The sequence below is a fragment of the Nonomuraea sp. NPDC049784 genome (assembly GCF_040659615.1).
GTDB lineage: Bacteria > Actinomycetota > Actinomycetes > Streptosporangiales > Streptosporangiaceae > Nonomuraea.
This window is the reverse complement of sequence record NZ_JBFAMX010000253.1, coordinates 1-14,372: the sequence shown is the minus strand read 5'-3', so window position 1 is coordinate 14,372 and position 14,372 is coordinate 1. Positions and strand designations below refer to the sequence as shown.

Below are 14,372 nucleotides of genomic sequence, written 5' to 3'. Positions count from 1 at the left end.
AGGCAGATGCCGAACACCGGCACGCCGTCCTCCAGCGCCTGCCCCACCAGCCGCCTGGCGTCGGCCAGCCACGGCGCCTTGTCGTCGTCACCGGGCAGGTAGCCGCCGCCGAGCATGATCATGGCGGCGTGATCCAGGCGGCCGGGCAGGGGAGCGCCCTCGTGGGCGAGCACGACGTCCAGCTCCAGCCCGGCCTCCTCCAGCCAGCCACCCAGCCGGCCGGGGCCGCCGCTCCTGCTGTTCTGAACGATCAGTACGTCACCCATCGAAACCCTCCGCCATCCAGTCCAAGATCTGCTCATCCACGTCCTCCACGCGGGTGAGCTTGAAGAGGTGCGCCGTCCGCCCGCCGCCGATCGGCAGCGCCCGGGAGATCAGCGGATGCTCGACCTGCCTGGGCAGCTCCAGCCACAGGTTGAGGCTGCGTGCCTTCGGGCGTATCTCGGCGAACTTGCGCTCGCTCTTGAGGAACACCCCGACCCGCACCGCGTCCTCGTGGAGCGGCCCGAGCCGGCCGACGAGGCGGTCGTAGATCTCGCGGTAGACGGGCGGGTGCGGCGCGAACGTCTCGTCCACCGTGCAGCCGGGCACGCACACGTGCGACTGCCGGGCCCGCGCGAACTCCCGATCGCACTGCGGGCACGTCCACCGGCTCACGACAGCCCCGTTAACGTGGTCATGGCAGGTTCGCCGCCCTCGCCGTGTGGCGGAGCAGCAGCGCGGTGGTCACCGGGCCGACGCCGCCGGGCACCGGCGTGAGCGCCCCTGCCACCTCCGCCACCGCGTCGAAGTCGACGTCGCCGATCAGCCCGCCGTCGTCCGTGGGATTGGTGCCGACGTCGATCACCACCGCGCCCGGCGCGACGTGCCCGGCGCCGATCAGCCCCGGCCGGCCCACCGCCGCGACCAGCACCTCGGCGGTGGAGGTGACGGCGGCCAGGTCGCGGGTGCGCGAGTGGCAGACGGTGACGGTGGCGTGCCGGTCGAGCAGCAGGTGCGCCAGCGGTTTGCCCACCACGGTCGAGCGCCCCACCACCACCGCACGCCTGCCCTCCAGCTCCACCTCGTAGTGGTCGAGCAGCGCCATCACGGCCGCCGCCGTGGCGGGCGCGAACGCGGGCAGCCCGGCGGCGAGCCGGCCGAGCGAGAGCGGGTTGGCGCCGTCGACGTCCTTGCGCGGATCGATGGCCGCGGCCAGCCGCTGCGCGGAGGCGCCGGCGGGCAGCGGGGTCTGCAGCATGACGCCGTGGACGTTGGCGTCGGCGCTGAGCTTGGCCAGCGTCTCGTCGATCCGCTCCGGCGCGGCCTCGGGGCCGAGGTCGACCAGGTCGCAGGCGATGCCCACGCCGGCCGCCGCCTTGGCGATGGACCGGACGTACCACAGGCTCGCCTCGTCGTCCGTGGCCACGACCACGGCCAGCCGCGGCTGCGGGCCCGCCGCCGCCTCGGCCTCCGTCTGGGCCCTGATGGCGGCGGCCAGCTCTTTCCCGGTCAGCGTCTTCACGACTTGATCTCCTCGCGTACCTCGGCGGTCACCCAGTCTGCCCTGGCGACGGCCGCGTCCACGCCGGAGACACGGTGGTTCAGCTTCTCGCGTACCTGCTGGTCCTTGATGCCGGACAGGTTGACCTCGACGTTCACCCTGGCCGTGGTGAGCGCGGCGCGCGCGGCCTCCGCGGCGGCGGCCACGTCGGTGACGACGTTGCGGTTGCAGATGGGCAGCAGGACCTCGCACAGCTCGATCACCCGCGTGGCGGACTCGACCACCCTGGCGGGCGGCTCGGCCGCGCCGGCCAGCGCCCTGGCGATGGCGGCGCTGCGCTCCTCACCCTTGGGCAGCCGGTACGCGTCGGTGACCGCGGTGAACGCCGCCGCGTCCTCCTCGGCCAGCCGCAACGTCCTGGCCCGCAGGGTGTCGGCCTCGCCGATCACGGCGACGACGGTCTCGGCGTGGGAGGCGTACCTCTCACCGGTCGTGTAGCGGGCGACCATGCCGAGCAGCGCCGCGGCCTGCGCCGCGTGCAGGGCCGCCGTGGCGCCGCCGCCCGGCGCGGGCACCCTGGCGGCCAGCTCGGCCAGGAAGTCGACGATCTTTGTGTCGCGCATGGCGGCATTCTGCCAGGCCATGCACCCCTCATTCGCGGTACATCGGCCGCGTGGCGTCCTCCGGTCCGCTCTGCGGGAGGTACGGCGAGGGCGCCGAGCTGTACGCGGTCGAGTACTCGGCAGGCCCCGCCGAGGACCGCCACCGCGACGGGAACATCGAGACGACCAGCAGCGCCACCCCCAGGAACAGCAGCACCCCCGAGTACGCCACCGTCTGGAACCCCGCCTCCAGGGTGGCCGGCAACCACTGGTCGGGCAGCACCCGCAGGCCCTGCAGCTCGACCGTGGGCAGGATGCCGAGGGCGGTGAACGCCAGACCGCCCAGCAGGGAGGCGATGGGCGACAGCCGCGAACCGGCCAGGAACGCCAGCACGAGTCCCGACGCGGCGACCACGGCCAGCCCGAGCCAGGAGATCTGGAACGTCGCCCTGGATCTGACCAGGATCTCGCCGACGCCGTACCACAGCCCGGCGGCGACCAGCGGAGGAAGGAGCAGCCCTGCGAGCACTCCCAGAGCGTGACGGGCACCGTTTGACATGACTCAACCCCGTTTGTTCGCTTGTGTCCCAAGCTACCGCGCGATCGCCCCGGCGTGGGGTGATGCTGAAAACTCCCTGTGAAGCCCGCCTCTGGCCTTTGCCGGGGCCGCGGCCCCGGGCATCGTGGGGCGCATGAGATCCGCGATCCTGAAGACCGCACTCAGCGCCCTCTTCGCAGTCCTGCTCGTCAGCGCTCCGGCGCAGGCCCGCGGGAAGCCGGACACGTTCGCCCTGCCGAACGGGTTCCAGCCGGAGGGCATCGCGATCGGGCCGGGGCCGTACGCCTACTTCGGCTCCCGCGCGACCGGAAACATCTACCGGGCAGACCTGCGCACCGGCAAGGGTTCCGTCATCAGCAAGGGCCCGGGCACGCCATCGCTCGGGCTGAAGAGCGACGGGCGCGGGCGGCTGTTCGTGGCCGGGGGCAGCGGGGGCGACGCCCGGGTGATCGACCTGCGCACCGGCGAGGTGCTCAAGTCGTACACGCTGGCCACCGGCCCGTCGTTCGTCAACGACGTCATCCTCACGGGGCACGCCGCGTACTTCACCGACTCCACCAACCCGGTGCTCTACAAGCTCGAGCTCGGGCGCGGCGGCTCGCTGCCCGGCGAGGCCGTCAAGATCCCGCTCTCGGGCGCCATCCAGTACACGACCGGGAACAACGCCAACGGCATCGCCCCCAGTCCTGACCGGAAGTCGCTGCTGATCGTCCAGTCGAACACCGGCAAGCTGTTCGAGGTGGACCCGTCCTCCGGGGTCACCACCGAGGTGGATCTGGGCGGTGAGTCGCTGGTCAACGGCGACGGCCTGCTGCTGTCCGGCCGCACCCTGTACGCCGTGCAGAACCGCCTGAACACGGTCGCCGTCGTCAGCCTGGCGGGGGATGGCTCGTCAGGAAAAGTCGTGAAACGGCTGACCGATCCGCGGTTCGACATCCCGACGACGGTGGCCGCCTACGGTGACCGCCTCTATCTGCCCAACGCCCGCTTCACGACGACTCCGGCCCCTGACACGCCGTACACGGTGGTCGCCATCAAGCCCTGACCCCGGACCGCACCCTCACTCGGCGAAAGGGCGGCGGATGCCGGGGCCGCGCGTGCCGCACTCGTGCCAGACGGGCACCGTGCGGCCGTGCCGACCACCAGCCGTGCCCCCGTGACAGGCGGCGCGGCTGGTGGTGGGCAGCCCACGGGCGATCAAGCGCGGCCGGTGGCCGGGTGGGCCGCGCTCACCTGAGCGCGGCGGGTGTCACTTCTTGATCGTGTAGCTGTCGCCGTAGACCTTCCAGGTCAGCGGCGGGTTCAGGTCGAGGTTGCCGTTCTTCAGGAACACGCGCTGCATCGTGTCCACCCGCGTCGTGTCCTCGTGCGCCTCCTCCGCCTTCATCGCCGCCTTCCGCGCGTCGAGGAACGCGTTCAGGTACGTCACCTCGTTCCCGCCCTGCACGGGCGGCTTGGCCTTGGCCAGGGCGGACTTCCTGATGCCGCCGAAGCTCAGCTTGTCGCTGCCGGGCCCGTGCATGACCATGGCGTCGTAGTAGACGAACTGGCCGAGCGCCCGCAGCCCGTCCTGTTTGGCCTGCTTCACGGCCGGGTTGAAGTAGACGCGGTCGCGCTCGTCGTTCTGGGCCTGCTGGAAGACGGGGTCCTTGGCGGCCGTCTTCCAGTCCTTGGTGAAGTTGGGGTCGAGGCCCTTGTGGGAGTCGGTGCCGTTCACCTTGCGCAGCGCCGGGAGGTATTTGGCCAGGACGTTGCCGGGCTCACGCTCGGCGTAGAGCTCGACCAGCTCCAGCATGTCGCTCGTGCCGGAGCAGAAGCCGATGATCCCGGCCGTGTAGCCGCGGTCGTCCTCGATGTCCTCGATGTAGCCGTACTGGGCCTTCCAATCGAGCGAGGAGTTCTCCGCGCTGGACACCAACTGCATGGCGATGTCCTTCTTGTGCGGATCGGTGAGGTCGACCGGACCCGTTCCAGTGATGGTGAGGGAGAGGGTCAGGAGTGTGGCGGTCAGCACATGCGCTCCTGTCGGAGGGGGGTTGTTAGGAAAGCTTCCTAACGAACCATACTCCGGGAGCGTGTCATGTGTGGCGAAAACTAACTCCTGGGACGCAGCGCCGCCAGTTGCTCCTCGAACGGGACGACCTCCTCGGCCTCGGCCCTGGGCCTGCGGTGCCGCAGGAGATCGGCCAGCTCCTCCGCGGCACGGGCGATGCGCGGGCCGAGCCCGTCGGTGAAGGGGTCGCTCGCGCCACCCCAGTCCTCCGAGGCCGCGTAGACGGCGGTGGGGACGACGACGGCGCGCAGGTAGGCGAAGAGCGGGCGCAGCGCGTGCTCCAGCGCCAGCGAGTGGCGGGCGGTGCCGCCGGTGGCGGCGATGAGCACGGGCTTGCCCGCCAGCGCGGCGTTGTCGATCACATCGAAGAACGACTTGAACAGGCCGCTGTACGAGCCGCTGAAGATCGGCGTGACCGCGATGAGCCCGTCGGCCTCCGTCACCGCCTCGATCGCCTCGCGCAGCCTGCCGTTCGGGAAGCCGGTCACGAAGTTGTTCGCGATGTCCACGGCGAGGTCACGCAGTTCGATCACGCGTACCTCGGCCTCCACCTGCCGCGTGACGGCCTCGGCCAGGCGGTCGGCGAGGAGGCGGGTGGAGGAGGGCTGGGTCAGACCCGCCGTGACGACGACGAGCTTCATCTGGTCGGTCTCCTTTCCGGTGGTCAGGCGGTGACGGCGGGGATACGGGACGCGTGGGTGGGCGCGTCGGGCACCTCGGCGGGGCGGTCCTTGGCGAACTCCTTGCGCAGCACCGGCACGACCTCCTCACCGAGGATGTCGAGCTGCTCCAGCACGGTCTTCAGCGGCAGGCCCGCGTGGTCCATCAGGAACAGCTGCCGCTGGTAGTCGCCGAAGTACTCCCTGAACTCGAGGGTCCTGTCGATGACCTGCTGCGGGCTGCCCACGGTGAGCGGGGTCTCCGCCATGAACTCCTCCAGCGACGGCCCGTGGCCGTACACGGGAGCCTCGTTGAAGTACGGGCGGAACTCGCGCACCGCGTCCTGCGAGTTCTTGCGCATGAACACCTGGCCGCCCAGGCCCACGACGGCCTGCTCCGCCGTGCCGTGGCCGTAGTGGGCGTACCGCTGCCGGTAGAGGTGGATCAGGCGCATGAAGTGCTCCTTCGGCCAGAAGATGTTGTTGGCGAAGAAGCCGTCGCCGTAGTAGGCGGCCTGCTCGGCGATCTCGGGGCTGCGGATCGAGCCGTGCCACACGAACGGCGGCACCCCGTCCAGCGGGCGCGGCGTCGAGGTGAAGCCCTGCAGCGGCGTACGGAAGCGCCCCTCCCAGTCGACGACGTCCTCACGCCAGAGCTTGTGCAGGAGCGCGTAGTTCTCGAGGGCGAGCGGGATGCCGTTCCTGATGTCCTGCCCGAACCAGGGGTAGACGGGCCCGGTGTTGCCCCGGCCCAGCATGAGGTCCACCCGCCCGTCCGCCAGGTGCTGCAGCATGGCGAAGTCCTCGGCGATCTTGACCGGGTCGTTGGTCGTGATCAACGTGGTGGCGGTGGACAGGACCAGGCGCTCGGTCTTGGCCGCGATGTAGCCGAGCATGGTGGTCGGCGAGGACGGCACGAAAGGCGGGTTGTGGTGCTCGCCCGTCGCGAACACGTCGAGCCCGACCTCCTCGGCCTTGAGCGCGATCGCCACCATCGCCTTGATCCGCTCGTGCTCGGTCGGCGTCCTGCCTGTGGTGGGGTCCGTGGTGACGTCGCCCACGCTGAAGAGTCCGAACTGCACTTTAGTCACCATCCATGACTGTTGAATCTTTGACGGCTACGGTAGCGCTCAGCGCTTCTGGGATATTCCACCATGGGTGCTCAGGAGGCGAGAGCGTTGATGCCGGAGGGGCCCAGGATCCGCTCGGGCGCGCCGCGCTCGGCGACCGCGATCATGGCCCGCCCGATCTGCTCCGTCGTGGTGACCGCCGACGGGAACAGCAGGCGCAGCATCGGATAGAGGGGCCGCGTCACCACGTACGCCACCCGATAGAGCCGGGTGCGCGACGTCACACCGTGCATCGGCTGGATATAGCCGGGGCGGAACATGTACGCCTCCAGCGGCAGCGCGAGCAGGGCGTTCTCGGTCGCGCCCTTCACCCTGGCCCACATGGACCGCCCCTGGGCGTCGGTCCCGGCGCCCGACACGTACACGAACGTCGAGCCCGGGCTGAGCCGCGCCAGCGTGCGCCCTGCCGACAGCGTGAAGTCGTACGTGACCCGCCGGTAGTCCTTCTCGCTCATGCCCGCCGACGAGACCCCGAGGCAGAAGAAGCAGGCGTCGTAGCCGCCCAGCTCTTCCTCGATCGCGGTCAGATCCAGCAGATCGTCGTGCCGGATCTCGCGCAGCTTGGCGTGCACCAGCCCCGTCGGGGCGCGCCCGACCGTGAGCACGGCGGTCACCCGGTCATCGAGCAGGCACTCCCTGAGCACCCCGCGCCCGACCATCCCGGTCGCCCCGAAGAGGATCACTCTCATCGCATGCCATCCGTTCGAGCGTCGGCGTTCCGTACTAGGGTCCCATGAGTGTGATGGACTGGTATCCGCCGGCAGAGCCGTACGACTCCGGGATGCTCGGTGTCGGCGACGGCAACGAGATCTACTGGGAGACCTGCGGCAATCCCGCGGGCAAGCCCGCCTTGTTCCTGCACGGCGGTCCCGGCGGGGGCCTGATCCCGGACAGCCGGCGGTTCTTCGATCCATCCGCGTACCGGATCGTGCTGTTCGACCAGCGCAACTGCGGCCGCAGCCGCCCCTTCGCCGGCGACCCGGAGGTGTCGCTGGAGCACAACACGACCCCGCATCTGGTCGCCGACATCGAACGGCTGCGCGAGCACCTGGCGATCGACCGCTGGCTCGTCTTCGGCGGCAGCTGGGGCACCACACTCGGCCTGGCCTACGCCCAAGCCCACCCCGGCCGGGTCACCGAACTCGTGCTGCGCGGCGTGTGGCTCGTCCGCCCGTCGGATGAGGCCTGGGCCTTCACCCCGGCCGGCGCGGCCAACCTCTTCCCCGCCGAGTGGGCGGCGTTCCGCGCCCCGATCCCGGCCGGCGAGCAGGACGACCTCGTCGCCGCCTACGGCCGGCGCATCACCGACCCCGACCCCGCGGTCCACGTCCCCGCGGCCCGTGCCTGGATGGGCTGGGAGCTCTCCGCCAACACCCTGCTGCCGGTGCCGCCGCCCGGCCTCGACGACGCCATGGTGGTGGCGTTCGCCCGCATCACCCACCACTACATCGGCAACGGCGGCTTCCTCCCCGGCCAGGGCCTTCTCGCCGGAATCGACCGCATACGGCACATCCCCGCGGTCATCGTGAACGGCCGCTACGACATCAAGACGCCGCCGAGCCAGGCGTGGGACCTGCACCGGGCCTGGCCCGAGGCGGAGCTTCACATCGTGGAGGACGCCGGCCACGGCGGCTCCGAGCCCGGCACCCGCCGCCTGCTCACCCAGGCCACCGACCGCTTCCGCTACTCCAACTGACCGGCACGCGCCCCGATCGTCTCCATGATGTCGTCAGGCAGGGGATAGGGCCGCTCCAGCGGCAGCAGGCCGGACACCTCCGCGCGGCCCGACACCGCCGCGCGCACCTCGCGCACCCGGTCCGTGATGTCGGTGATCCCGAGCGTCCACTCCTCCACGTAGCGCCGCACCGCCTCCCCGGACAGCCCGATCTGGATCGACCGGTACGGCAGCGCCTCGTGCCGCACGCCGCGCTCAGGATCCCACTGGATCCGCACCGGGCTGCGGCGTACCCGTTCGGCCCACTCCGGGCGCCTGTCGTCATGGCTGAGGCACGAGTGCGCCAGCGCCCAGGCGAACCCCTCCCGGGACAGCGAGATCGCCAGCACCCGTCCCTGCCCGGGCTTGGTCGCGTACCCGCACCTGTACATCATCCACAGGAACGACGGCTTGATCCAGGTCATCCGCTCCCGCTTGAACGGCGCCACGAAGCGCTGCGCCGCCACGGCGGGCTCGGCGACGCCGGGGTCATAGGCCTGGTAAACGGTGATCGACTCCTCGGTGTAGGCGGCACGGATCTGCCGGTAGGGCACGTTCATGCCGCCCAGAGTGGCGAAGATCCGTACTCGAAGGCAACGGATTATGGCCGCGCCAGGTCCCGGACCGCGAGCGCCAGGTGGGCGGTGGCGGCCGGGGGGATGGCCAGGCCGCGGGCCGAGATGCCGATCGCCCACTGCGTGCCGGGCACGGCCGCGCCCGCGCACGCCACCTCCTCCCTGAACTGCCCGTGCTCCTCCACCACCTGCCCCGGCCGCAGTCCCGCCAGCTCCTCCTCCACGTCCTCCACGCTCGCCGGGGTCGCGGAGGTGAAGCGGCGCAGGCCGTACCCGGTGAGGACGCCGTGCCGGGCCGGATACGGGAGGGCGAGCAGCAACGCCTTGCCGAGCGCGGTGGCGTGCGGCGCCGTCTCCAGGCCCGACTGCAGGTCTTCCAGCCACGGGGAGCGCGGCCCCTCCGCGAGGTCCACCACCATCAGCCGCCCGTGGGCGAGCTGGGCCAGGTAGGCGGTGTGGCCGGATGAGTCGGCCAGGTGCCGCAGCACCTCGGAGGCGCGCGGCGGCCGCTCGAACGACTCCAGCATCTCGTGGAACCGCTCGGCCAGCTGGGAGCCGGGTAAGTAGTCGCCTTCCGGCCGCCGGTGCAGGTAACCCTCGTAACAGAGGGTCCGGACCAGGTGGTAGGAGGTCGACAAGTTGAGGCCGCAGCGGCGGGCGATGACCTTGACCGACAGCGGCCGGTCGGCCCGCGAGACCTCTTCCAGCACGCGGAGCGCGCGGGAGACGCTGCGGATGAGATCGCTGGGTTCTTCGCCGGTCATCCATCAAGCATCTTCGGTATCTGAAAATTGCACGACCCCACGCGGCACACCCGTCCGGAGATACCTGCTATGGCTCCATGGCCCTGGTCCGGTGAACGGCCTGTAGCAGCCCGATGGCCACCAGCCCGGCGACCGTGGCCGAGCCGCCGTAGGAGACGAACGGCAGTGGCACGCCCACGATCGGCACCAGGCCCACGGTCATGCCCACGTTCACGAACGTCTGGAACGCGATCCACGACACGAGCCCACCGGCCAGCACCGTCCCGTACGGGGAGTCGCTGCGCCGCGCGATGGCCAGCCCGCGCCACAGCAGCGCGCCCACGGCCAGCACGATGATCGCGGCGCCGGCGAAGCCGAGCTCCTCGCCCGCGACGGTGAAGATGAAGTCGGTGTGCTGCTCGGGCACGAAGTGCCCGGCCGTCTGCTCGCCGTTGAACAGGCCCTTGCCGTAGAGGCCGCCTGATCCGATGGCGATGCGCGCCTGGGCGGCGTTGTACCCCACGCCGCCCGGGTCGGACGCGGGGTTGGCCAGCACGAGCAGCCGCTGGATCTGGTACGGCCGCACCAGCCCCAGTTTCCAGGCCGCCACGCCCGCGCCCACGGCCCCGGCGAAGAGCACGAGCAGCCACCGTTTGGGCGCCCCCGACACCAGCAGCGACCCCGTCACCATGGCCGCGAACACCAGCATCGTCCCCAGGTCCGGCTGCAGCGCGATCAGCCCGATCGGCACCGCGGCCAGCGCCAACGCCAGCACCACCCCTCCGAACCCGGGCCGCCGCTGCCCGTCGCGCAGCTCGCCGAGCGGCACCGCGAACGCCAGCGCGAGCGCCACCTTGGCGAACTCCGACGGCTGGAACTGCACCCCCGGCGCCAGCACGATCCACGAGTGCGCCCCGTTCACCCGCACGCCCAAGGGGGTGAGCACGCCCGCGAGCGACACCAGGGCCAGCACGTAGACCACGGGCACGTACGCCCGCAGCACCCGCAGGTCGACCCGCGAGACCAGCCACATGAGCACCAGCCCGATCCCGACGCTGACCGCCTGCCGCACGAGCAGCGAGTAGTCGCCCCCCATCCGCGTGGCCGACCACACCAGCAGCAGCCCCACCACGGATAGGGCCAGCGCGAGCAGGGTCAGGATCCAGTCGGGCGCGGCCAGCGTCGGCGCCCACACCAACCGCTGCCTGCCACTCAGAAGGATCATCGCCGCTCCTGTGTTGAATGGTCGCGCTCACTAGGCCCTCGCTGGTCACGCGAGCTACCGCTCTCGGGCCTGAACGTTCGCCGCTCTGTCAGCCCGAGGATGCCCTCCCAGATGTCGCGGGCCGCGGGCGCCGCGCCCTCCGCGCCCCTGCCGCCCTCCGACAGCACGACGACCACGGTGTAGGCGGGATCGGGGGCGAACGAGGCGAACCAGGAGGTGTCCCGCCGCCCGAACGACTCCGCCGTGCCGGTCTTCCCCGCCACCGCGATCTGGTCGAACGGGAACTTCTCGAAGGCGCCCTGCGCGGTCCCCGACCGCGGCACCTGGCCCAGCGCCTGCCGGATGAACCGCAGCGTCTCGGCGGAGGCCGGCAGTCTCCCCGCCACCGGCGGCTCGATCGTGCGCACCGTGCTCCCATCGGGGCTCCCATCGGGCCGCACGATCCGCAGGCCCACGCGCGGGCTGTAGAGAGTGCCGCCGTTGGCGATGGCCGCGTACGCCCTGGCGAGCTGCAGCGGCGTCACCAGCACGCCGCCCTGCCCGATGGCGAAGTTGGCCGCGTCGCCGCCCCGCCAAACGCCGCCGCCCCGGCAGTTCTCCCCGGCGATGGCCGTCAGGTACGCGGCCCGCCCCTGGTCGGCCATCTCCGGGTAGCCCTTGACCGCCCGGCGGCAGCTCTCCTTACGCGTGGCCTGCCAGTACGCCTTCTTCGACACCGCGTCAGGCACGGCGCCCGCCGCCTCGCCCGGCAGGTCGACGCCCGTCGGCCTGCCGAACCCGAACCCGCGGGCGGTCTTCTGCATGACGTCCGACTCGCGCTGCCAGAGCTCGTCGGCGAGCCGGTAGAAGATCGTGTCGCACGACTCCACCAGCGCCCCGTGCATGGTCATCAGGCCGAGGTCCGCGCCGGCGAAGTTCCTGAACAGCCGGTTGCCCACGGTGTAGCCGCTCGGGCAGTCGTACGTGGCGCCGAGCCCGTACCCGGCGGACGCGGCGGCGGCCACCGAGGTGACCTTCCAGGTGGAGCCGGGCGCCCACTCGCCCTGCACGGCCCGCGACAGCAGCGGCAGCGCCTTGTACTCGCGGGCCGTCACGCCGTCCGTCCACACGCTCGGGTCGTACGCGGGCCGCCCGGCCAGCGCGACCACCCGCCCGGTGTCCGACTCCATCACCACGGCCGCGCCCGACGAGCCGCCGCTGCTCGACAGGGCCTTGCTCAGCGCCTGCTCGGCGATGGTCTGGACGCGGGAGTCGATGCTGGTCACGAGCGTGTCGCCGGGGACGGGCGGGTCCAGCCGGATGGTCCTGGTGACCCGCCCCGTGTTGTCCACGGCCACCTCGCGCCGTCCCGCCTTGCCGGCCAGCTCCTTGTCGTACACGGCTTCGAGCCCGTCGCGGCCCTTCGCGCCCTGCACGTACCCGAGCGTGTGCGCCGCGGCCGCGCCGAACGGGTAGGCCCGGACGGGCCTCAGCTCCGTGCGGACGCCGGGGAAGTCCTGCTGCTGCTCGCTGATCTGCAGCGCCGTGACGCCCTCGGAGACCGGGATCGGCTCGTACGGCGAGCCCTGCCAGCACGGCTGCGCCACCCTGGGCCCGCACAGCCGCACCTTCTCCGCGATCTGCCGGTACGGCTGCCGCAGCACCTGCCCCAGCCGGGTCAGCACCGCCTCCCCGCCGTCCGGCTGGTGGGCCAGCTCGACCGCGTCCACCGTGACCACCGGCCTGGTCTTGTTCGTCACCAGGGGACGCCCGGCCACGTCGAGGATCTGGCCCCGGGTCGGCGGCAGCGTCGCGGTCCTGATCCGCACCTCGGCCGCCGCCTGCGCGTACTGCGCGCCGCTGACCACCTGCAGCTGCCACAGCCGCCCCACCAGCGTGAGCATCATCGCCGCGACGACCAGCCGCAGCACGAACAGCCTGGCCCTAGACACGGTACGGCTCGATCCGGCGGGGCCGCCGCCGCAGGAGCAGGACACCCACCAGCGCTCCGAGCACCACCGTCCAGCCCAGCGTGCGTGGCAGCTCGGGGACGACCGCCGTCCAGGGGTCGTCCCCGAGCGCCACGGCGGCCGCGGCCTGCAGCAGGACGCCCATGGCGGCGCCCGCCGCGGCCACCGGAAGTGGCCTTCCCTCACGCCAGAAACCCACCAACAGGCCTGCCACCGACAGCACCAGCGCCGTCCGGCCCACCGTGCCGTCGGCGGGCGGCGTCACGTCGGCGGCCAGCCCGGCCACCAGCCCCGCCGCGCAGCCCCACACCGGCCCCCTGGCCAGCGCCAGCCACATCACGGCCAGCGTCACCAGGTCAGGTCCGCCCCACGGCGACCGGTTGACCAGCAGCACCTGCAGGAGCGGGGCGGCGAACACCATCACCACGAGCCCCACGGCTCACCTCCTGGAATCCGGCACGACCACCGAGACGAGGTCGAGCGCGGACAGGCGGGCGGCGGGACGTACCAAGGCCGTGCGGACGGCCGCGCCCGGCACGCTCTCGATCGCGGAGACCGTGCCGATGGGAACCCCGGCCACGTACGGCCGCCCGCCCGCCGAGCCGAGCGTCACGACCTGGTCGCCGGCCTTCAGCGGCGCGTTCGGGTCGAACAGGCTCAGCCGCAGCCCTCCTTCGCCCCCCGTGACCAGGCCCAGCTCGCCCGAGCCCGCCATGCGCGCGCCCACCGACGATCCCGCGTCGGTGATCAGGGAGACCGAGGCCGTGGAGGGGCCCGCCCAGGTGACCTTGCCGACCAGGCCGTCGGCGTTCAGCACCGTCACGTCCCGCGTGACGCCCGCGCCGGTCCCGGCGTCGACGGTGACCTGCTGCCCCTGGCCGAACCCGACCACGTGCGCGGCCACGCCCCGCAGCTTCAGCGGTGGCCGGGCGGCCGCCAGCAGGTCGGCCCGCAGCTTCGCGTTCTCGCGCTCCAGCGCCCGCACCCGCTGCTCGCCGCCGATCGACCGGGTGACCGCGCCGATCGCGTTCTCGAGCGTGCCGTACACGGTCGATCCCGCCGCCCGCACTGGGGCCAGCGGCGTCAGCGTACGGTCGATCACGACGAGCAGGACACCGATGGCGAGCACGAGCAGGACGAACGTCCGCTTCACCGACGGGACCAATCGGGCAGCAGGACGTCGCGCATCGCCTGGAAGCGCTCGACGCAGCGGCCCGCGCCCAGCGCCACCGAGTAGAGCGGCTTGTCCACGACCCGGATCGGCATGCCGGTGGCCTCGCCCATCCGGTCGGCCAGGCCGCGTAACAGGGCGCCGCCGCCGGTCAGGACGATGCCGTTGTCCAGCAGGTCGCCCGCCAGCTCGGCCGGGCACTGGTCGAGCGTCGCCTGCACGGCGTCGATGATGGCCTGCACCTGGTCCTCGATGGCCTCGCTGACCTGCTCGGAGGTGATGACGGCCGTCTTCGGCAGCCCGCTGACCAGGTCGCGGCCGCGTACCGGCGCGGTGGCCTTCGGGTCGGGCGGACGCGGCGCGGCCGACGGGGCCGCGCCGTCCTGCTTGGGTCTGGACCTGAACGGGTTCCAGCGGTGCGGTGCGGGCTGTGGCTCCTCCTCGTCCACGAGGACCGTCCCGCCTTCTCCGGCGGCGATGGCGACACCGACCCGGTGCCTGCCTCTGGG

At 71.9% G+C, this 14,372-nt stretch carries 17 protein-coding genes and 1 pseudogene; 2 read left to right on the top strand and 16 right to left on the bottom strand.

The window, feature by feature from the left end:
- The 5 genes and pseudogenes from AB0J09_RS36500 to AB0J09_RS36480 all read right to left on the bottom strand — a co-directional run.
- Positions 1-266, bottom strand: a pseudogene (locus AB0J09_RS36500) (type 1 glutamine amidotransferase); the annotation flags it as partial.
- The gene (locus tag AB0J09_RS36495) at positions 259-657 is read right to left on the bottom strand and encodes a DUF5655 domain-containing protein (RefSeq protein ID WP_360701163.1); all 399 of its coding nucleotides are present in this window, start codon (positions 655-657) and stop codon (positions 259-261) included. The gene AB0J09_RS36495 and the pseudogene AB0J09_RS36500, both read right to left, overlap by 8 nt.
- Before the next feature lie 19 nt (positions 658-676).
- Positions 677-1,504 (bottom strand): bifunctional 5,10-methylenetetrahydrofolate dehydrogenase/5,10-methenyltetrahydrofolate cyclohydrolase, encoded by an 828-nt coding sequence (locus AB0J09_RS36490; RefSeq protein WP_360701160.1) that lies wholly within the window; start codon positions 1,502-1,504, stop codon positions 677-679.
- Complete coding sequence (locus AB0J09_RS36485; RefSeq protein WP_360701157.1) at positions 1,501-2,106, bottom strand: cyclodeaminase/cyclohydrolase family protein; 606 nt, start codon at positions 2,104-2,106, stop codon at positions 1,501-1,503. The genes AB0J09_RS36490 and AB0J09_RS36485 overlap by 4 nt, the downstream gene beginning before the upstream one ends.
- Positions 2,107-2,134: 28 nt before the next feature.
- On the bottom strand, positions 2,135-2,644 hold the full coding sequence (locus AB0J09_RS36480) for a hypothetical protein (protein WP_360701155.1): 510 nt from the start codon (positions 2,642-2,644) through the stop codon (positions 2,135-2,137).
- A 133-nt stretch (positions 2,645-2,777) separates the two neighbouring features.
- Between AB0J09_RS36480 and AB0J09_RS36475 the strand changes: the two genes are divergently transcribed.
- A complete protein-coding gene (locus AB0J09_RS36475; protein ID WP_360701152.1) occupies positions 2,778-3,689 on the top strand; it encodes a superoxide dismutase in 912 nt (303 codons plus the stop codon).
- A gap of 204 nt (positions 3,690-3,893) precedes the next feature.
- On the opposite strand, the gene AB0J09_RS36470 is transcribed toward AB0J09_RS36475, so the two are convergent.
- The 4 genes from AB0J09_RS36470 to AB0J09_RS36455 form a co-directional block, all read right to left on the bottom strand.
- On the bottom strand, positions 3,894-4,658 hold the full coding sequence (locus tag AB0J09_RS36470; protein WP_360701150.1) for a chitosanase: 765 nt from the start codon (positions 4,656-4,658) through the stop codon (positions 3,894-3,896).
- A gap of 80 nt (positions 4,659-4,738) precedes the next feature.
- Positions 4,739-5,338: an FMN reductase gene (locus AB0J09_RS36465; protein ID WP_360701148.1), complete on the bottom strand. Its 600-nt coding sequence runs from the start codon at positions 5,336-5,338 to the stop codon at positions 4,739-4,741.
- 23 nt (positions 5,339-5,361) lie between these two features.
- The gene (locus AB0J09_RS36460; protein ID WP_360701145.1) at positions 5,362-6,438 is read right to left on the bottom strand and encodes an LLM class flavin-dependent oxidoreductase; all 1,077 of its coding nucleotides are present in this window, start codon (positions 6,436-6,438) and stop codon (positions 5,362-5,364) included.
- 80 nt (positions 6,439-6,518) lie between these two features.
- Positions 6,519-7,175: an epimerase gene (locus AB0J09_RS36455; RefSeq protein WP_360701142.1), complete on the bottom strand. Its 657-nt coding sequence runs from the start codon at positions 7,173-7,175 to the stop codon at positions 6,519-6,521.
- A gap of 50 nt (positions 7,176-7,225) precedes the next feature.
- Here AB0J09_RS36455 and pip point away from each other — a divergent pair, with 50 nt between their 5' ends.
- Positions 7,226-8,182 (top strand): prolyl aminopeptidase, encoded by a 957-nt coding sequence (gene pip / locus AB0J09_RS36450; protein ID WP_360701166.1) that lies wholly within the window; start codon positions 7,226-7,228, stop codon positions 8,180-8,182.
- On the opposite strand, the gene AB0J09_RS36445 is transcribed toward pip, so the two are convergent.
- From AB0J09_RS36445 to AB0J09_RS36415, 7 genes are all read right to left on the bottom strand, one after another.
- On the bottom strand, positions 8,170-8,760 hold the full coding sequence (locus AB0J09_RS36445) for a DUF4291 domain-containing protein (RefSeq protein WP_360701139.1): 591 nt from the start codon (positions 8,758-8,760) through the stop codon (positions 8,170-8,172). The two genes, pip and AB0J09_RS36445, sit on opposite strands and share 13 nt — an antisense overlap.
- A gap of 41 nt (positions 8,761-8,801) precedes the next feature.
- Positions 8,802-9,539, bottom strand: a complete 738-nt coding sequence (locus AB0J09_RS36440; RefSeq protein WP_360701137.1) for a helix-turn-helix domain-containing protein — start codon at positions 9,537-9,539, stop codon at positions 8,802-8,804.
- Positions 9,540-9,606: 67 nt separating this feature from the next.
- Entirely contained in the window at positions 9,607-10,743 is a 1,137-nt protein-coding gene (gene rodA / locus AB0J09_RS36435; RefSeq protein ID WP_360701134.1) for a rod shape-determining protein RodA, read from the bottom strand.
- Entirely contained in the window at positions 10,740-12,674 is a 1,935-nt protein-coding gene (mrdA, locus tag AB0J09_RS36430) for a penicillin-binding protein 2 (RefSeq protein WP_360701131.1), read from the bottom strand. Before mrdA ends, rodA begins: the two co-directional genes overlap by 4 nt.
- Positions 12,667-13,128, bottom strand: a complete 462-nt coding sequence (locus AB0J09_RS36425) for a rod shape-determining protein MreD (RefSeq protein ID WP_360701128.1) — start codon at positions 13,126-13,128, stop codon at positions 12,667-12,669. Before AB0J09_RS36425 ends, mrdA begins: the two co-directional genes overlap by 8 nt.
- Before the next feature lie 3 nt (positions 13,129-13,131).
- Positions 13,132-13,845 carry a rod shape-determining protein MreC gene (gene mreC / locus AB0J09_RS36420; protein WP_360701125.1) on the bottom strand — a complete coding sequence of 238 codons (714 nt, stop codon included), beginning with the start codon at positions 13,843-13,845 and terminating at the stop codon, positions 13,132-13,134.
- Positions 13,842-14,372 (bottom strand): rod shape-determining protein (locus AB0J09_RS36415; RefSeq protein ID WP_360701122.1); only part of this gene is annotated, 531 nt, incomplete at its 5' end. The genes AB0J09_RS36415 and mreC, both read right to left, overlap by 4 nt.

Excerpts from the sequence above, each read along its gene's own strand:
- AB0J09_RS36485 (WP_360701157.1), bottom strand. The coding sequence starts at position 2,106 with ATGCGCGACACAAAGATCGTCGACTTCCTGGCCGAGCTGGCCGCCAGG.
- AB0J09_RS36480 (WP_360701155.1), bottom strand. The coding sequence starts at position 2,644 with ATGTCAAACGGTGCCCGTCACGCTCTGGGAGTGCTCGCAGGGCTGCTC.
- AB0J09_RS36475 (WP_360701152.1), top strand. The coding sequence starts at position 2,778 with ATGAGATCCGCGATCCTGAAGACCGCACTCAGCGCCCTCTTCGCAGTC.
- AB0J09_RS36465 (WP_360701148.1), bottom strand. The coding sequence starts at position 5,338 with ATGAAGCTCGTCGTCGTCACGGCGGGTCTGACCCAGCCCTCCTCCACC.
- AB0J09_RS36455 (WP_360701142.1), bottom strand. The coding sequence starts at position 7,175 with ATGAGAGTGATCCTCTTCGGGGCGACCGGGATGGTCGGGCGCGGGGTG.
- AB0J09_RS36445 (WP_360701139.1), bottom strand. The coding sequence starts at position 8,760 with ATGAACGTGCCCTACCGGCAGATCCGTGCCGCCTACACCGAGGAGTCG.
- AB0J09_RS36440 (WP_360701137.1), bottom strand. The coding sequence starts at position 9,539 with ATGACCGGCGAAGAACCCAGCGATCTCATCCGCAGCGTCTCCCGCGCG.
- rodA (WP_360701134.1), bottom strand. The coding sequence starts at position 10,743 with ATGATCCTTCTGAGTGGCAGGCAGCGGTTGGTGTGGGCGCCGACGCTG.